16 protein-coding genes are annotated in these 18378 nt (G+C 62.9%); 12 read left to right on the forward strand and 4 right to left on the reverse strand.

The genetic code is table 11. From position 1 onward, the window contains the following. Positions 1-29 precede the first annotated feature (29 nt). From nicT to B4393_RS16965, 5 genes are all read left to right on the forward strand, one after another. Positions 30-1073 carry a Nickel transporter NicT gene (gene nicT / locus B4393_RS16945; RefSeq protein ID WP_204985581.1) on the forward strand — a complete coding sequence of 348 codons (1044 nt, stop codon included), beginning with the start codon at positions 30-32 and terminating at the stop codon, positions 1071-1073. Positions 1074-1181: 108 nt separating this feature from the next. Next, positions 1182-1550, forward strand: a complete 369-nt coding sequence (locus B4393_RS16950; RefSeq protein ID WP_078335055.1) for a hypothetical protein — start codon at positions 1182-1184, stop codon at positions 1548-1550. Positions 1551-1564: 14 nt separating this feature from the next. After that, entirely contained in the window at positions 1565-2122 is a 558-nt protein-coding gene (locus tag B4393_RS16955; RefSeq protein WP_078335056.1) for a DUF3558 domain-containing protein, read from the forward strand. Positions 2123-2209: 87 nt separating this feature from the next. Continuing rightward, the gene (locus B4393_RS16960; protein WP_078335057.1) at positions 2210-3574 is read left to right on the forward strand and encodes a hypothetical protein; all 1365 of its coding nucleotides are present in this window, start codon (positions 2210-2212) and stop codon (positions 3572-3574) included. 11 nt (positions 3575-3585) lie between these two features. Next, entirely contained in the window at positions 3586-4644 is a 1059-nt protein-coding gene (locus B4393_RS16965) for a DUF2235 domain-containing protein (RefSeq protein WP_078335058.1), read from the forward strand. Here the strand turns inward: B4393_RS16965 and B4393_RS16970 are convergent. The 3 genes from B4393_RS16970 to B4393_RS16980 all read right to left on the reverse strand — a co-directional run bounded on the left by B4393_RS16970 (position 4634) and on the right by B4393_RS16980 (position 7373). Then, positions 4634-5230 (reverse strand): LpqN/LpqT family lipoprotein, encoded by a 597-nt coding sequence (locus tag B4393_RS16970; protein WP_078335139.1) that lies wholly within the window; start codon positions 5228-5230, stop codon positions 4634-4636. The genes B4393_RS16965 and B4393_RS16970 overlap by 11 nt on opposite strands. Before the next feature lie 125 nt (positions 5231-5355). Then, positions 5356-6633: a hypothetical protein gene (locus B4393_RS16975; RefSeq protein ID WP_078335140.1), complete on the reverse strand. Its 1278-nt coding sequence runs from the start codon at positions 6631-6633 to the stop codon at positions 5356-5358. Beyond that, positions 6633-7373 carry an MspA family porin gene (locus tag B4393_RS16980; RefSeq protein ID WP_078281606.1) on the reverse strand — a complete coding sequence of 247 codons (741 nt, stop codon included), beginning with the start codon at positions 7371-7373 and terminating at the stop codon, positions 6633-6635. Before B4393_RS16980 ends, B4393_RS16975 begins: the two co-directional genes overlap by 1 nt. Before the next feature lie 585 nt (positions 7374-7958). Between B4393_RS16980 and B4393_RS16985 the strand changes: the two genes are divergently transcribed. Then, on the forward strand, positions 7959-8360 hold the full coding sequence (locus B4393_RS16985) for a DUF6319 family protein (protein WP_078335059.1): 402 nt from the start codon (positions 7959-7961) through the stop codon (positions 8358-8360). 21 nt (positions 8361-8381) lie between these two features. Here the strand turns inward: B4393_RS16985 and B4393_RS16990 are convergent, their stop codons facing one another. Beyond that, the gene (locus B4393_RS16990) at positions 8382-8684 is read right to left on the reverse strand and encodes a DUF6968 family protein (RefSeq protein ID WP_078335060.1); all 303 of its coding nucleotides are present in this window, start codon (positions 8682-8684) and stop codon (positions 8382-8384) included. Between the two features lie 158 nt (positions 8685-8842). On the opposite strand from B4393_RS16990, the gene B4393_RS27515 reads away from it, so the two are divergent. From B4393_RS27515 to B4393_RS17025, 6 genes are all read left to right on the forward strand, one after another. Continuing rightward, entirely contained in the window at positions 8843-9352 is a 510-nt protein-coding gene (locus B4393_RS27515) for a hypothetical protein (RefSeq protein ID WP_078335061.1), read from the forward strand. 465 nt (positions 9353-9817) lie between these two features. After that, complete coding sequence (locus tag B4393_RS17005) at positions 9818-10387, forward strand: hypothetical protein (RefSeq protein ID WP_236743179.1); 570 nt, start codon at positions 9818-9820, stop codon at positions 10385-10387. A gap of 69 nt (positions 10388-10456) precedes the next feature. Then, on the forward strand, positions 10457-11134 hold the full coding sequence (locus B4393_RS17010) for a hypothetical protein (RefSeq protein ID WP_236743180.1): 678 nt from the start codon (positions 10457-10459) through the stop codon (positions 11132-11134). A gap of 165 nt (positions 11135-11299) precedes the next feature. Next, a complete protein-coding gene (locus B4393_RS17015) occupies positions 11300-11539 on the forward strand; it encodes a hypothetical protein (RefSeq protein ID WP_133052582.1) in 240 nt (79 codons plus the stop codon). Positions 11540-11981: 442 nt separating this feature from the next. Further along, complete coding sequence (locus B4393_RS17020; protein WP_078335063.1) at positions 11982-15173, forward strand: DUF4132 domain-containing protein; 3192 nt, start codon at positions 11982-11984, stop codon at positions 15171-15173. Continuing rightward, complete coding sequence (locus B4393_RS17025) at positions 15170-18361, forward strand: DUF4132 domain-containing protein (RefSeq protein WP_078335064.1); 3192 nt, start codon at positions 15170-15172, stop codon at positions 18359-18361. Before B4393_RS17020 ends, B4393_RS17025 begins: the two co-directional genes overlap by 4 nt. Positions 18362-18378: the final 17 nt, after the last annotated feature.

Consider the following 18378-nt stretch of genomic DNA (forward strand, 5'->3'; position numbering starts at 1 on the left):
ACGTGCAGATTCTCACCGCGTGGCATCGTTTGGACGAGGGTCAGAGACGCAGTGTCATCGGAATGAGTGCCGCGGTGATCGCGCTGCACGTTCTCGGGTGGGGCATGCTGGTTTTCCTGGTTGCTCCCGCGCATTTCACGGTGCAGGGCAGCGTCTTCGGGGTCGGGCTGGGTGTCACCGCGTACACGCTGGGCATGCGGCATGCCTTCGATGCCGACCACATCGCGGCCATCGACAACACCACCCGCAAGCTGGTGGCCGATGGTCGACGCCCGATGTCGGTGGGTTTCTGGTTCTCACTGGGGCATTCCTCGATCGTGTTCATCATGGTCGGGTTGTTGGCGCTTGGCGTTAAGGCATTGGCGGCCAACGTTTCCGACGAACACTCATCCCTGCAGCAGTGGACCGGCGTGTTCGGGACCGCAGTCTCGGGGAGCTTTCTGCTGCTCATCGGATTGCTCAATCTGGTGTCGCTGATCGGGATTTACCGGATTGCCAAGCGAATGCGTGGCGGCGAGGTCGACGAGGCGGCGCTGGAGCGCGAGCTGTCCAATCGCGGCGGACTGAATCGGCTTTTCGGGCCGTTGATGTCGACGATTCGCAAGCCTTGGCAGATGTACCCGGTGGGTCTGCTGTTCGGGTTGGGATTCGACACGGTGACCGAGGTATCGCTGTTGGTGATCGCCGGCGGTGCGGCGGTGACCGGACTGCCTTGGTACGCGATCTTGGTGCTGCCCATCCTGTTCAGCGCGGGGATGTCGCTGTTCGATTCACTCGACGGATCGCTGATGAACTTCGCCTACGACTGGGCGTTCCAAGAGCCGGCGCGCAAGATCTACTACAACCTGGTGGTGACGGGACTGTCGGTGGCGGTGGCCGTGCTGATCGGCGCGCAGGAGATCATCTCGATTCTCACCGAGAAGCTGGACATCACGACGGGGCCGCTGGCGGCGGTGGGTGAACTGGATCTGGCCGCGATGGGCTACGTGATCGTGGGGCTGTTCATCGTGACGTGGGCGGTGGCGGCCCTGGGCTGGAGGTACACGGGCGTGCGTAGGCGTTGGGGCGGGTAGCAGGTGAACTGGCGGAAACTTGATGGAACCGATCTGGGATGCCTGACGTCTAACCCACATACGATGAATCTCACCTGGCCGGACTCGGCCACGACCTGAGGGGGCTTTATGTCGTTGGAGAACCTGAAGCAGAATGCCAAGGACGGCCGACTGGTTCTGCACCTCGAGGACAGCGCGATCGACCACATCATTAGCGCATGTGATGCGTACATTGGTGCCCTTAAGGATCTCAAACGGGACGCACAAGATCTCAGCACGTATCCATTGGGGTTCGCTGAGCTGAAACTTGACTCCGGAAGAGCCCTGGCCGAGGCATTCCAGAAGAAGGCCGACGGTGGACGAATGACCGCTGCGGATACCTTTGAGTCACACAAGCAACAAGTGGAAGAGATGAAAACACTCTTTGTTGCAGTGCGCAATGGCTACAGAACAACAGAGGCGAACACCGCGAGCAACTTCGGACAGTTCACGAAGTAACAGTCACCGTGCATATGTCTCGGATCGCTGTCTGGGTAACCTTCATCCTTGTTTTAACTGGCTGCTCGCCCTCAGTTCCGGGGGCACCGGTCCCATCATCAGAGCCACCCGCCACATCACAATTGCCCACGAATGCCAAGGGCCGTGTCCACATCACATTCGATCCTTGTAAAGACATACCGTCATCGGTCGTCCAACAACTGCAGCTCGACGCCAAACCGCCGCGGTCAGATACCCAGTCCGATGGCGATACCGAGAACGTGTTCTGTAAGTACTATCCGCGCGGCGAGTACTTACTTACGTTGGCCGCATCAAATTACAGCCTGGACATGCTGAGACAGGCCAACAACGAGTGGGGCTATCAGGAGCTCGAAATCGGAGGCCGGAAGGCACTGTTCGGGTATCGATCAAAACAACCAGAAACCGACTCCTGCGCTCTCAACATATCTGCAACAACCGGTGTGTATGGCGTCCTCATCAGCTCGTCGCCTGGCGAGTTCGCTCCGTACCCAGACTGCCTAACCGCAGCCCGCAAGAACGCAGAAGGGCTCGTCCCCTATCTCCCACTTTGAAATCTTTCCAAAAGATGGAACCGAACCGGTACCGAACGCGTCTCACCCTAAAGAGCGAGTTGTACGCCACAACACGAAGGAGCGGCCATGAGCGAAGACAAGTGGACTCAAGGCAACCGCGAGCGCGAAGCGGTCTACGCCAAGCAGCGCTTACATGGCTCGAACATTGATGGCGGAACCGAGTCCGTCGGCGTCCCCACAGAGGACTTCAACGGCTGGTCTCACGCGAGAATCAAGGCCGCATCCGATGCATTTGAGCCGGACAAGGCACTCGCCGTATCGAAAGACTGGGAAAAGCTGGCTACCGGTTTCAGCAAGGCGTTAGACGACTTTAAGCGGTCTTTCGACGCCGCGGTGGGCGCGCAATGGACCGGCGAAGGCGCCGAAGCCGCCAAGCAAGGCATCTCCGACTACAATAGTCACGCCGAAAAAGTTAGTGACGGCCTCTCACTCATGGCCACCAAGCCTACCGAGGTCGAAACGGCGATGACACAGGTCAAGGGCCTTATGCCAGATGTCGTCCAAGTTCAGCAACCCCAGGAACATACTCAGGCTGCCTACGAGCATTACTACGCGCAACAAGCCCTCGCCGACCAAAAGCAGGACGAGGCCCGCATGATCATGCGGAAGGTCTGGTCCCCTGTCGCCCAGCAGGCCGGCTCGGGACTCCCGGCGCTCCCCCCGGCTCCACAGTTGGCCGATGCCGCGGCCGCTGCGGTCAACACCGCGTCATCGTTATCTGGCTTGGGGAACGGCAAGGACATCAAGCCTGACCAGATCAAGCCCATCGACGAAGCCGCGGTGCGCGCGGCTGCCGCAGCCGCCCTGGCCGATCCGTCACAAGCATCCGTTTCCGGCGCCGGTGGAGCGGGCGCTGCCGCGGCCGCAGCGGGTGCGGCGGGTGGTGGCTCCGGAGCCGGTGCTGGTGGCCCCGCGGCCGCAGCAGCCGCCGCTGCCGGTGCGGGCGGCGGGGCTGGCACCATGCCGTCGTCGGGTGGCAGCACCACCGCGACCGGTCCCAACACGGGTTCGGTCCCCGGCACTTACGGCATCGGGCGATGGGGCAAGCCAACCACCAACAAGGACGAGAAGAAGGACGACAAGTCCGATATCAGTCCCCTCGCCGCGGGGCCGATCATCGCCGGCTCGTACACAGCGGGCGCGGGCATGGGGCTTTCGGCCGCACCGACAGCTTCGCCGATGTCGGGCATGGGCATTGCCCAGCCGCCGACCATGATGACGCCTGGCGCTGCAGGACAACATCACCAGGAAGATGAGGACCAGCACTTCACCCCGGAATTCTTGGTGAGCCTGGACAACGGCAACGAGCTTGTCGGCCCGCTGCCCAAGGTGTCCCCCGCCGTCATCGGCGTGTGGAACGAAGAGCACGTGGCCTATCAAAATCCACACGCCTCGCCGTACGACCCGAAGCCATACGACGGCGAAGACTAAACCGAACGGCGATGGCCAAGAACATCGTCATCTGTTTCGACGGCACGGGTAATCAGATCCGTGCCGCGGGGAACACCAATGTGGTTCGCGGCTACGACATGGTGCTCCACGATCTGACCGACCGTCAGATTTCGTATTACGACCCGGGTGTAGGCACCGATCCAGTCATCGGCACGTACGCCCCGGGAGGTCAGTTCGTCGCCCGAGTTCTGGGTATCGCGTTCGGGATTGGCTTGCGCGCCAAGCTGGCCGAGGCTTACACCTATCTGATCGAGCGGTGGCAACCCGGAGACCGCATCTTCATCTTCGGATTCAGCCGCGGCGCATTCTGCGCGAGAGGCCTTGCGGGGCTGCTCAACTCGGTCGGCATGCTGCGTCCCGGTTCACAAAACCTGGTTCCTTACGCGGTGAGTCTGTATGCGCAATCGTGCGCAAGCTGGTCCGCCGAGCGATGGGATCAGCTGCACTCATTCTCACGCACTGTGGCCCGTCGCGAAGACGGGAAGTTCTCCATTCCCGTCGCATACCTCGGACTCTGGGACACCGTCAGCGCTCCCGGAATCTTCAAGCGGAGCATGCAATGGCCTTACGCCCCAAGCGTTCCCAACGCTCTCTCGGGGAGGCACGCGGTAGCCATCGACGAAAAGCGCCGACCCTATCGCGAGTACCTCATCAAATTCCTCGGCGATCAACGGCTTGTCGACGAGGCGTGGTTCGCCGGCATCCACTCCGACATCGGCGGCGACTACCCCGACGACGACAGACTCTCGGATATCGCACTGAAATGGGTGATTGAAGGCGCCACAGAACACGGGTTGCTGCTCGATACCAAGAAATATCAACGGTATTGCTCCGTTGAACCCACCTATGCCATGGGCGAGATTCATCGGGTCAGCTGGCTCTGGGCGCTGTTGATATTCCGTCGCCGCCGCATCCCCGACGGCGCCTGGATCCATGCCAGCGTCGCCGACCGGATGACCGAAGATGGCAGCTACCGGCCAGCACTACCGCAGCACACCACCATCATCGACGCCCAATGGGCCAGTCCGGCAACTGATATCAGGATGTAACGGGCGGGCTGACCTGCAGCCCGGCCAGTATCGTTTCCCGTGCACTGTCAAAACCGCGCACGGTGTCGTCCAACGCCTGAACCGACACCCCGACCGTGAACATCTTGGTGTTGTTCTTGACCGCGACGATCGTGGTCGTCACCCGGTGGACGGGGATGTTCCCTAATCCCATGTTGTAGGTCAACGTCTTCGACGGATATCCACAAATAGTGCCCTGAGCCTCGACCAGATCGGTGACACCGAAGGACTCCAATCCGCCACGCTCAGCGGCGAACGCATCGTCCTCGGTGCTCGCCTTGCCCGACAGGTTGGCAATTGCCACCGTGGTGTTCGGGACAAACCCGCCGGCCTGCAGGTCCGGGGCGGCCAGGTAGACACGAACCACACCACTTTCGAATCGGTTGACGCGTTCCCAACCGGAGGGCTGCGGTACCTCTACCCGTGGCTCAGAGTCGTTGTCCAGCGGCACTTCCAGCAGCGGCACCGATACCGAACTACACTTCGGGTTGGTGAGCCGCTTGCCCTCTTCGCCCGGTGTGGCAACAGCGTCTCCGTCGACCACGGCGGTGCACCCCGATGCCAGCATCGTCGCAGTGCACATCGCGGCCAGCATCCATCGAGTTGCCCGAATCACCAGCTCAGACTAAGGCAATGACTGCGTGCAAACAGTGAACCGGCGGTATGGGTGTCTGTAGCCACTGCCCCGTTCAATCAGCTAGTGCAATAGCGGTTGTTGTTCGAGGGCAAGAACTTGGTATTGGTTCCCGGCCCCACGGGCTGGCACAGTCCCCCACCCAGCAGGTTCTCCTTGGACCAGGCTGCATGCCCGTTGGCGACGTTCAGGCATGCCTCGTAGTCGGGCCCCGTCTGACCGAACGTTGCGGTGCACTGCGCGGACATGTTCGCGAACGCCTGGTTCTTGCACACATCCACCGACATCTGCGCCGGCGTGACATCCAGGCACATCGCCTGCCGTTGGCACGAGCTCAAGAAGTCAGCCGTCCGGCCGTCTTCCGAACGGAATTCGTTGGGCCCGGAAAGGCAGCGATCGGCATGCCGCTGCGCGTACAGCACCGGATCAACATTCCCCGGACGGTGCGCGCCACCGGGATCGACTACGTAATCCCCCGGCGCACCGATGATCTGGGCAGCCTTCTTGGCCTCCGGCGGGCCGCCGCCCTCGGGCAAGCCGTCCCAGTCACTGGCCAGCTGTCCACTCGCCGGGATCGACGATGCGCGGTACGACAACGTGATTGTGATCGGGAAGGCGAAGATGTCTGCGGGACCGAGATCGAGCGCCAGGTTGGTCTGCTGATACATGTAGTCGCCGTGGATCACCGGAGTCACCTGCACCGGATTGCCCTTGGCATCGCGGGCAACCGGCACCGACAACGTTGCGATCGTCGTGGCGGGCAGGCCCGGCGCGGCGTCGGACTCAACCAAGACCACATTGCTGCCCTGGCGCACGTGCGTTCCCTCCGGAACCCGTAGGCCAAAGGTGAAGTTATCCGGCGTAAAGATGGTGCGCCGAATGATATTCACGTCAGCACCGCCACCGGCGAACGGCGAAATCCGATAATCGGTGTCATGGGAGGTAAAGGTGGCCGACCCGCCATCGCCCCACTGCGCCGGTGTCAGGTCGCGCTCCTGCGGCAAGTGCAGTACGACATCTTTACCGGCGATCGCTGTCGGCAGATGAGTGCCATCGGTCGGCGATGGCGAGATGGTGGCGTTGGACCGTTCCCGACCCGCCGCCAGCGGCCGACCTGTACCTGGCCCCAGACCCAGCGGCGTATTGGTCTTGACCTGTGCCCCACCTATGGGCGCGATGCGCGGAAGATCGTCGGGTTGCGGCACCGCATATGGGATCGGCTTGGGGGGCGGCGGCTGCACCGGATCCGCCAAAGTCCTTGGCGCAGAACCCATAACGAGCGCAAAAACGAACGCTAGCGCGGCCAACAACGCGGCACCACGAGTACGGGTATTCATCACAGGTCCTTGGGTTCGCCGTAGATGGTCTGGGTGTCGTTGCCGTTCTCGGTGCGGATCCGGAAGGTCGCAAAGGACTGGATCTTCACCTGACCACCGCAGCCGTCAGCCTCGACGTTCTGGTTGCGCACTTGGGAGACCGCACGCATGTTCCGGAAGTTGATCCGGTCCATCGGCAGCTGAGCCAAACCACCCGGCTTGAGCAGCACACGCATGTAACCGCCGATGTGCTCCTGAGCTCCGAGCGAGCCACCGGCCGATGCACCACCAAAGCCGCCACCCTGGCCGCCACCGCCACCTGAGCCACCTTGGCCACCGCCGTAACCGCCGGCATAGCCCTGTCCGAACACCGACTGGGACAGCGTCAACCCGAGGTCACCGCCCAATTCCACGCCCGACGACGAGTCGGTGCGGCAACCCACGAAATACCCCGTCTCCAACTGCGCGTCCTGAATCACCGCGGAGCCCGAACCCGTGATCGTCGCCTCGGCCCGATAGGACACGCGCGCCTGCCAGGAGTTGCTCGCACCCGCGATGTTGTCGATGTGATCAATGACCTCATTGGTCAATGTCAAACCGACCGTCCAGCCGTCGTCCGTCACAAACTGCTGATACTGATCCGGCATCCCCTGCGGATCGGCAGCAGCATCGGAAGCGCTCATCAAGATCGCCGTCGCAACGGTCATCGATGTTGCGATCGCGGCGATGCAGCTTCGACGTGCCAGATCTGGCAACTTCATGAAACCGAACCCCTCCGTGTCTCGTCCTGGCCGACACCGGCCGGACCCCCGTCCATTTGCCCTCATTTAGGCAATGCCATCAATCGCGTTTTACTGCGAAAACACATCACATGGCAATGCTGGAGAATCTAAGGCCGAGACCTTCTCTTGTCAACACGGAGACCGTTTTGTGACAGTTTGCACATTCAAGATCGCGAACTTTGCAGAGATGACCGGGAAAGCTGGCAAAAGGAACTTCGAACGATGCCAGGAAACATTGTCAGCGCAACAAGAAACACTCATCGACTGCGCAACGCCCCAATGCCAGGGGATGCACCCGGCCGCAGTCGCCAGATCTGGGGAAAGCGCACCCGCGATCAGTGACTCTGCGCGACGGACGCTCACCGCGAGACTCGTCAAAAGTTGCTGACGGGCAATGACCGGACGTTTGCCCGCTAACCGGCATCGCAAGAATGATGGGCTCCAAATCCGCGGCACGCCACGCCGGACACGCACTTAGCGAGGCGATACATCAATGCCATCAACGTGTCGAACGTGTGTTCTAATACCTGACACCGTCCATGAACTTGAGAAGGAGCTCTCACCGTGACGACGACCGCAGATACGACCGCAGACGCCTCGCTATCCACCGAGTTCGATACCCCTGAGGTGCAGGCCCCCGAGACTCCTGTCGGAGAGAAGCCGGAGAAGACGGCGGTCAAAAAGGCGACTCAGAAGAGAACCAAGACTCTGCAACTGACCCTCACCGTCACCGGCACCGCGGACGGGGAATGGCACGCCGAGCTGAAGCAGGGCAGTACCTATCTGGCCCGCAACCTCGCCGTTGCGGCAGCCGCCGTCTCCCGCGCGGCCAAGGAACTACACGAGGACCTCTCCACCCCGATCGACGCGGTTATCGAGGAAGCGCGATCCCAGCAGGCAGCCAAAGTCGCCGCGCTCGAGGCCGAGCTCGAAGCGGCGCGTAAGGCACTCTCCGACTTGGATTGAGATCCTTGTCCTGCAACGTCTTTAGATCACTCGAGGGAGTCGCGTGGCGTCGAGGAATCCGAGGAAGTCCAACCCGTTGCTCAGGCCGAGCTCGGCCTGAGCGTTGAGGTAGGCGCCAATGTTGGCCAGGGCGACGACCAGCGCCTGGATGCTGTCGGCCCCTGCGCCAAACATGGCGTATGGCGCGTCCAACCCTTCAATCCGGTAGGGACACAGCCACATTGGTCCCTCCGCACGCGGCGGGCCGAGTTTCACGACGACCTCTCGGCCGCCAACGCCTTCGATGGCCCGTTCGGCAATTGGCTCATCAAATTCGAGATTCACGACGATTCACCTCCGTGGGGCGGTTGCCTGTTCCCATCTACGCTCGACATAACAGCTGCGTACACCCTGCACTTTCGGCGCAGGAGAGTCTTCTCAAGTTAGCCACTGAGGCTATACGCTGCAACCACGGTTGGGGGCAGCCGCCACACGGGGGAGCTATGTCCGAGAAACCAAGGATCGTCGGATGGAAGGTCCTGGTCGTCGTCGCGGCCGTCATCGTGATCGTTGTCGCGCTCTCGTCGATCAAGAACAGTGATCGTCCAGCGACCACGCCAGCACCACCGACGGCGACCACTGCAGTAACCGCCTCGGAGAACGTTCTCGAAACCGCCGCCGCGCTATCCCGCTTGGCTCTTGTCTATCTCAACACCGACGAGAGCAACCGCGCATACTGGCGGCGCGCAGTGGAACTTCTCAGCGAACAAGACTCGGTCACCCTGACCGAATCCGCCGACATGAACATCACCATTGACCACCAGGGCACCCCAGTCACCCTGTACAGGAGCGCGCTTGAGGCAGTCGCCACTGAATCGTGTTTGACGAAGTTCCAGCGCAAGCCCGCCGCCGAAGCGGTTACCCGGATCATGGATAACTGGGAACTACAGCGCCCCTGGGAGGCGGCACAACTCCAACAAGCTGCACTGGAGACAAAATGCCCCCGTGAGTAATGGTGGGCGCGGAACAGCATCCACAGCAGCATGCTCAACCCGAGGCCGGCCGCGCACGCCAAGACTGTGAGGACGGCAGTTCTGGTGCTCAAAATGTCCAACTGCCAGAAGGTTTGAGAACGAATCCATGCCCGCCACTGACATCGTCGAGGCAAGCCACGGTCCTATTGGTATCGACCGCACACGTGACGTGGCCGTATGAGACCTTCTGCCCCACCGCGAGTAGGATCCCCTGTTGTTTGGCCCCGGTGACTTACCGTCGCAGCCTCCGTAGAAGTAATGCGACAGTTAATACGGCGCCCCGGCACTGTCGTCGCCGGGCCCCACCGAGCCGACTACACAATCGCCAAATTCCGGAGTCGCCACATCGCCAATAATTCGCATCTGAATCCCCTCCACGTAAATCGCCCAACCTTCGGTTCATCCTCCCACATGACCGGTTTGCTGCCTGCTTACACTGTGCTGGTGTGGATAAGACTTGCGCTTGCCCCTTGGTGGATACAGTGGCCCGTCTATGCAGCCCTGATCTTCACCGCAGCGGGTATCCCCGTAGCGGTCATCAACCGCAACGAGCCCGGCCAATGGCCCGGCTGGTGGATCGGCATAGCCGTCGCGGCACTCCTCGTCGGGCTGGTGTGGTCATTGGCCGCGCGATCCAGGGCACCGCAACTGCGCCAGCTACTCGACGGCCTGACACCCGCCCAGTATCCACAGGCCGCCAAAGCCGTACTGTCTGGGCCGATACCGACCGATCCGGCGATCCGACACGCCGCTGCGCGTCTGGCCGAACGTCAGCGCACCTCGATGTCGCCCAAACTGCGCAAGACCTTGATGTGGATCATGGTTGCCGATGCCCTTATCCAACTGAGCACTTCAGCCTTCGGTTCAAAAATCACCTTCACCACGCTCAGCAGCGCCACTATATTCGCGGCAATGGCCGTGTTCTGGTGGCTCTATCCCCCACTGCTCGAAGCCCGAGCACGACTTCTCGCGGGATCCGCACACGCACCGAACTACGGCACTGTTCAACCATGACCGCGTAGCAACCTGTCAGCTACTGACATACATGTTCTGAACAGGCGGGATGAAAACGGGGGTTACACGATGCAAGACAACGATCCTGCTGCTTCGTGGACGCAGCCACCGCCGCCACACACCGGCGCATATCCCTGGAGCCAGACGCCTCCTCCGCAGTGGCCCGCACCTGCTCCCGTCCCGCCACACCGGCCAACACCGAGCTACTGGTACGCCGTCGGCGCAGCGCTGATAGCAGCTGGCCTGGTCGGCGGCATCGGCCTATTCGTCACAGGACTCGTCTATGCCCTCAAAGGACCCACGAGCCAGTTCGACGCTAACGGTTCTGCCACTGAACAATTCACTTCGGGCGACGAGATGATCATCTACATCGCCGATGTCGAACCCGTACCGAAGCTGACCCAGAACACACGCTGCGTGGCACGCGACGAAAACAACAACGCCGCCACTGTCAGCCGATACGACGGCTCGCTGAGCATCAACCAATGGCATGCGCTCTACGTGGTGCGCGCCCAGCAGGCAGGCAACTACACCATCAGCTGCGCCGGCTACTCGGACATCACCTACGGACTAGGTCCGCGCGCCGGAACCGGCGCCATCACAGCCACTTTCGCAGGCCCCATCGCCGGTCTCACGCTTGCCAGCGCTGGAATAATCGTGCTCATCATCACCGCATCACGACGACGCAAAGCCACACCACAACACCCATACGGCAATCCGTATCCGTACCCGCCTGGGCCCAGGTAGCCGGCGATGGTGGGCAAACATTCCGAAGACGGCAGGCGGCAGGCGCCACTGTCAAAGAATCCTTATGCGGACTGGCGCCTGATAATCGCAGTACCCATGTGCACACTCTTTCTGGCAATCGCACCCACCATATACCTCCACCCCGCGACCTGCGATCACAAACCCATGAGCCAGTGGGATCGCTGCCACCACTACGGAAAAACCAAAGAACAACTGCTCACTGGTTCCCCGGGCCACGTGCCCAGCACCGGATACGACATGCACCGCCAGAGCACCTACAACCGGATCATGGCTTTCGCGGCCACGGTTTTGGGCATAGCCGGATGGGCAATCGCCATCGCCTGGGCTCGACGCGAGTACATCCGACGCAAAACCCTGCGTGACCGATCGCAGCCGAGCATCTAGCCGGATGAGGGTTAGGTTCAGCGTGCGGGTGTGATGGATGGCGGCGCCGGACCCAGTTGGTGGTGACTGATCACTCGATACATGGGCCGACCTAAAGATCACGGCAACCTCAACTTGCACCCGACACTGCTGCGCCCCCCGGCACACGCCACGACTCAACGTCAGCCCGGTTTCGACCGTCGCCACCAAACCAGCCGGCGGCAGAGTCTCCAATTTTGTGAGTGAAAAATTGTGACGGTGATGAGGGCGTCGTAAAAAAACCGTTCGCTGTCGGTCGCCGCGCCATGTCGCGAGCGTGCCGCGCGAGTTACACAGCTACCTGTTCACCGTGCCCACAAGAGCTCCGTCGACTGTACAGCTATCCTCAATCCCACGGGCAATCAGACTAGGGGGCAATGCCGTGGGAGATATCTGCTCGGCAACTGATGAGTCGGCGGTGATAATGGCGCCGTCCTGGCGCAAACTCATCCTGCCGCGGCGCGGCGGCCCGCCGATTCCGATACGTCCCGTCGACGAGGACGCCATAGCCCGGATACGGAAAACGACCTTCGAGACCAGGCGCAGGGACGTCGAGGCGATGCTCGCGTACCACCGGATGTTTCCCGAGACCGCCAAGGCAGGGCAACGCTATCTCGCTGGACAGCCAGACCCCCTGGGCGCTGCTGTGGTGGCACGCCTGAACCTGGTGGACGGCATCAAGCCGGCCGACTACGCGGACATGTGGATCTCCGAGCACGGTCTCTCGTTCGCTCTGTGGACGGCGGTCCAGCTAGCCGACGGGCCCCCGCTGTTCAGCATGTGGAGTTCCACTGATACGCCCGTTCCCGACGTATGGAGCCACGTCCGGATCGAGTGTTTCGATGTGGCGCTCCGGCTTCGTGAGCGCCTGACCCTCGTGGACGACGACGAATACCGGCGGGCGGTGCACGCGATCTTCTCGGCCCGTATCTCGGACAAGACGAAATGCGTTGCGGCATTTATGTTCCCGACGGAGGCTCAGTGGGTTTTCGAGGCCTGCCAGGAGCCCATCGGGCTTATTGAGAATCGCTCCCGGCTAGAGCTACTGACAAGTGTCTCCTCAATCGACATGGTCTCCGAGCTGCTCTTCCAGAACACCGGCTGGGACTCGTTCTATCAGGACTACCGGCGCATTCTGCCCACACTGGTGGATCGATTCGGACCGGCCCTGGTGCCCGTCCTCGACCGCATCCTCGACGGCTACCTGTCGAAGGGGCGCGCTGGGGTGGTCTCCGAGGCGCTGGCCTGTCTGCCCAGTGACGACGCCTTCGCGACGCTGCTGCGGCATGCGAACAAGCCAGGGGTGCGGCAGTCGGTGGAGCTCGCGATGGCCCGCTTCCCGATGTGCGCCGCCGACCAGCTGGCCCGACGCGACGACCCGGTATCGGTTGAGCTGCTTGCCATGCATCTGGCGCTACGCCCACAGCTCGCGGCCCGCCTGCCGCAAGGCACGGCTCCCGTACCGAGTGCCGGGGCGACCACCAACGCCGCTGAACTGCCCGAGCTGCTGGTCTCGCCGCCCTGGACCGCGAAGCGGCCGAAGGTCAAACCCGTCGTACTGGATGAGCTACCCGCACCTCCGTACGCCGAATTATCTTGGACCCCAGATGAATTGGAGAAGCTACGGAATTTCGCCGAACATACCCCGTGGCTGGGCCCGCGGACCTGGGGTGATCTGGAAGCTGACGGCAAGCACGGCAAGCTATCCGGCACCGACTTCCAGTCGATTCTGCTCAGCGGGCCGCTGGAGCTGGCCCACAAGCTCATCGCGAACCGCTGGATCCCGCTCTGGAGCTTCTCGTTCGGCTACTGGTTTCCGGCGGCCCTGCACCGGCATGGACCGGAGCTCGGCGGTCTCGGGGCCCTGCTGGCCGAGAAGGAACCGGAGTCCGCGTCGGCGGCCTTGGGACCGTTGATAACTCGCGAGGTCGCCGAGACGCACGCCCGCTGGCTCGCCGGGAAACGCCGACTCCTGGCCATTGCCGCGCGGGCCTACTTCCGCAGGCATGGAGCCGCCGTGGCCGCCATGCTGGTACCGGCGGCCCTGGGGCCGCTGGGCGCCCTTCGCGACAGTGCCCAGCTCGCACTGCGGTACCTGGCTCGCACCGACAGCTCGACTGCGGTCATCGAATCAAGCCGTCACTACGGCGATGCCGCCGCTACCGCCATCACTGAGATCGTCGAACTCGATCCCCTGCTAGTCCTGCCGAAACGGATTCCTTCCGTACCGGATTGGGCCGCAGGGGCGCTGCTGGCACCCGTCACGCTCACCGACGGAACGCCTCTACCGGCCGCAAGCCTGAACGTCATCGTCGTCATGCTTATGATGTCGAGCCCCGATAATCCATACGCCGGGCTCACCGCTATCTCCGAGAGCTGCGACACCGCGACATTGCGCGCGCTGACTTGGTCGCTGTACGAAGCATGGGACCGCATTGGTGCACCCACCCGGCACTCGTGGGCGTTCGACGCCCTGGCCTGGTTTGCCGACGACGAGACGGTTGATCGGCTCAACGACATCATCCGGCGCTGGCCCGGACTGGGACGCAGCGCCAGAGTCCCCCATGGACTGGACGTCCTCGCCAACATCGGCTCCGACCACGCCCTGCTCACCATCTATCGGATCTCTCAGCGCGAGCGCTCAAAGCCATTGAAAGATAAGGCAAACGCTAAGATACAAGAGATTGCGTTGAGCCGGTCACTGTCGGCCGAACAGATGGCTGACCGCCTGGTGCCCGACCTCGGCCTGAACGACGCCTCGGCCCTCTCATTGGACTATGGAAGCCGGGTGTTCACGGTCCAGTTCGACGAGCGGCTGCAGCCCGTCGTGACCAATGAATCCGGTGCCGCGTTGAAGGCGCTGCCCAAACCCGGTAAAGGCGACGACGCCGCCCGCGCCGAGGACTCCTACCGTCGCTTCTCCGCGCTGCGCCGGCAGGTCCGCACCGTGGCCAAGGAACAGCTGCGCCGGCTCGAGGACGCCATGATCCGCGAACGCCGTTGGAGTGTTGAGGAATTCGAGTCATTGTTCGTGTCGCATCCGCTGCTAATCCATGTCGTCAGACGCCTGCTGTGGGCCACCTTTTCACCAACCGGGGAAATCAGTCTCTTCCGGGTAGCCGAGGACCGGACCCTTGCCGACGACAACGACGCTCTGACATCCCTCGCCCCGTCCCACACCGTAGGCATCGCGCATCCACTCCACTCCCCTGAGCACATGGCCACCTGGGGCAGGATGTTCGCCGATTACGAACTGCTGCAGCCCTTCCCGCAGATCAGCCGGCCGGTGATCAAAGCTACCGGGCAGGATCTGCGAGAGCAGGAACTCTCCAGATTCGCGCAGGCCACGGCGAGGACGTTCTCGCTCACCGCGCTCAGCAGCCGGGGATGGGAGATCGGCGAGATGATCGACGGTCCGGCCCGCCACCAGATCTCGCGGTCCGCGCCGGGTGGCCGCATGGTCGACATCTGGCTCAGCCCGGGCATCCCTCCGGACCCACGGGAGATCGAAACCCAAGAAATATCGGTACGACTGGACCGAGGCACGTTCGCCGACGCGGGCCTGGTGTTCGCCTCGGAAATCATCACCGACGTAACGGGAGCAACTGCACAATGACCCAATTTTCCTTGCCGGACAAGTGGCTCGACCGGGTGATCCCGTGGCGTGGATGGGACCGGCCGCAGCCCGTCAAACCGATCGGGAAAGTCAGCGCGCGAGATTGTTTCGAGGCCCATTCGGAGGAGATCGACAAGGCATTGACCCGGTCGTATGTCACGGATCGCCTCCGGGATGTCATCGGCGAATGTGATTGGGAAAAACCCGATCTCGACCTCGCACTGCCGGCATTACTGGGGTTCTCGGGGTCGGTCGAGCTGCTCGCGTGGATTTTGGATACCTACGGAACGATCCCGGCACTGCGCATCTGGGTTCAGTCCACGCATTTCAACGGCGGGTACTCACGGCATCTGAGCTACCAGCCAGAGCCCAGAGTCGATTGGCGAGCCCATCTACCGCAGTTCATGCGCCGGACCCTCGCTGCGCTGCCCGAGGCTGAATACGGCCTCGCCGTCGCCGAGCTTCGCGATCCGGCGGTTCACCCCGTGCACGCGGCCTATCTCGCACCCACCGAACCGGACCTGGTCGCCGCCGCTCTGGCCCTCACGCCGATCGACCACATGGGCTTCGATCTGTTGTTGTGCACGGTGGAGACGGAATCGCAGATGCGCGAGCTGGTGACAAACACGCCGACCATCTATACCCGCCCGTACGACATGCCCAACTTCGCGACCGCCGCGGTGCGCGCCGGCACCGCGGTAATCGAGGTGATCGCGGCTGCTTTCAAAAACGAGGCGGACACCGACGGGCGCGTCGAGCTGATGGACCTGCTGACTTACTGTCCGACACCCGGGGCGTTCCGGCAGCTCCTCGGGTATGCCGGCACCCGCGGCGGATATGACGCCATCCGGTCCGCACTAGCGCGCCATCCGGGCGTCGGCCTGGCCGAACTGGCGCGCTCGGGAAGCGAAACCGCGGCAGTCGAGCTGCGGTCCTTCGTGCTCACCCAGCCCGAGCAGGTGGCCGCGGTGTCGCCCGGGCTGGACGATGCGACCAGGGCGGCCATCGAGAAGATCACGGCGACGCAAGATGCCCTGCCCGAATCCGATTCGCCACCAGCGATTCTCCTGAGCCCACCGTGGATCGGCCGGCAGAAGGCGACCAAACCGCCGGTGTTCGAGCTGCCCATCGAGCTGCCCGTGGCCTTCGACTGGCCAGCAGGAGAACGCGAGCGTCTTCTGGCCAAGCAACCAACCTTCCGGTTCACACCGCAGTACATGCCGTCGTGGCAACGCCTCGCCGAAGGCGGTTACTCGGGATGGCAGATGGAAGGGGCACTGGTCGAGCTTTCTGGCGATGATGCGTTGGCGTTGGTCCGCCATTGGAAGCCCGATGCCCGATACTGGGATGCCGGATGGCTGCCCTATGCCCTGGCGCGCTTCGGCGCGGACGCCTACCCCGCCGCCGTACGCGCGCTTGACAAAAGCGCGGTGGCGGCGGCCTACACATTGATTCCGGTGCGCAGTCACGAAGTTGCGCCCCGGATGGCCGAATTCCTGCTTCGCCGCGGCAAGCTCCGCACCGTCGCCCTGGATTGGCTTCGGCGTCATGCACTAGAAGCCGTGGCGTATCTGGTACCGGCTGCGCTGGGCAAGGCGGGAACGCACCGCCGGGGTGCCGAGGCCGCATTGCGCCGACTGGCGGCGAATCACTCTCGGGAGGAGGTCGTCGACCATGCGCGCGGCTACGGCGACGAGCCCGCCGCCGCCATCGCCGTGCTGCTGGACACCAACCCACTCACCATCTTGCCCGCCAGAATCCCCGCACTTCCCGTTTGGCTTGCACCGCAACTGCTTCCGCAGATCGCGCTGTCCGGACGGCAATCGGCGTTACCGCGGGAACTGGTTCCGGCACTGGTCACCATGTGTCAGCTCGGCGACGCCGACGCGCCCTACCCCGGGCTGGAAACCGTGGCGACACTGTGTGATCCGGGATCGCTGGCGCAATGGGCGTGGGCGCTCTTCCAGCAGTACCGCCGGGTGGACTTTCCCAGCAAGGACGTGTGGGTGCTGCGCTTGCAGGGTCGGCTGGGCGATGACGACACGGTGCGTTCCCTCTCACCCCTGATCCAGGCCTGGCCGGGAGAAAGCGCACACCAACGCGCGGTTGCCGGCCTGGACGTGCTCTCCGACATCGGGACCGATGTGGCGCTCATGCACCTCTACCGCATTTCGCAGAAGGTGCCGTTCAAAGCGCTGCGGGCCAAGGCCGCAGACAAGATCGAGCAGATCGCCGACGAACTGGAGCTGACCCCCGAGCAACTGGGCGACCGGCTCGTCCCGGATTTCGGTTTGTCCCCGCAAGGTACGGCCACGCTCGACTTCGGGCCCCGGCAGTTCGTCGTCGGATTCGACGAGAGCCTTAAGCCCTACCTCACCGACGCCGACGGCAAGCCGCGCAAGGCCCTGCCCAAGCCCGCGGCCACCGACGACCCGGACCTGGCGGCCTCAGCCACCAAACAGTTCTCGGCCCTGAAGAAGGACGTGCGGGGCGCGGCCTCCGATCAGATCGTCCGGCTGCAGCGCGCCATGCGATATCAGCGCCGGTTCGATGCCGCGGACTTCCGCGCCTACTTCGTATCCCATCCCCTGGTCGGCGTGCTGGTACGTCGACTGGCCTGGGGCACCTACGAGACCGCAGAGCCCAATTCGCCACTGCTGCAAAGCTTCCGGGTTGCCGAGGACAACTCCTTCGCCGACGCCGAAGACAATCCGTTTGAATTGGACGAAGACGCTGTCGTCGGTGTGGTGCATCCCGCCCAGCTGTCCGCCGAGCTGCTGGCCTCCTGGTCCGAGTTGTTCGCGGAATACGAACTGCTGCAACCATTTCCGCAACTGAGCCGTCCGGTATACCGACTCACCGACTCCGAGAAGTCCACCAACGTCCTACCCCGGTTCGACAAGCTGACGGTGCCGTCGCGCGTGCTGCTCGGGCTGGCCAAACAGGGCTGGAACCGTGACACCCCCGCCGACGCGGGGGTGCAGAACAGCGTCATCCAGACCCTGCCCTCCGGTGCCGAGGTGAGCATCGACCTCGATCCGGGGATCCCGGTGGGCGAGCCCGACATGCTGGGAGACCAGACCATCCAGCGGGTCTGGCTGTCGTCCGGGACTTACGGTGATATCGACCCCGTACTCATCTCCGAGATCCTGGCGGACCTGACGGAACTGGAGCGGCACCGACCGTGACTCACGCGAGAGGACGA

Source organism: Mycobacteroides franklinii (assembly GCF_002013895.1).
Lineage (GTDB): Bacteria > Actinomycetota > Actinomycetes > Mycobacteriales > Mycobacteriaceae > Mycobacterium > Mycobacterium franklinii.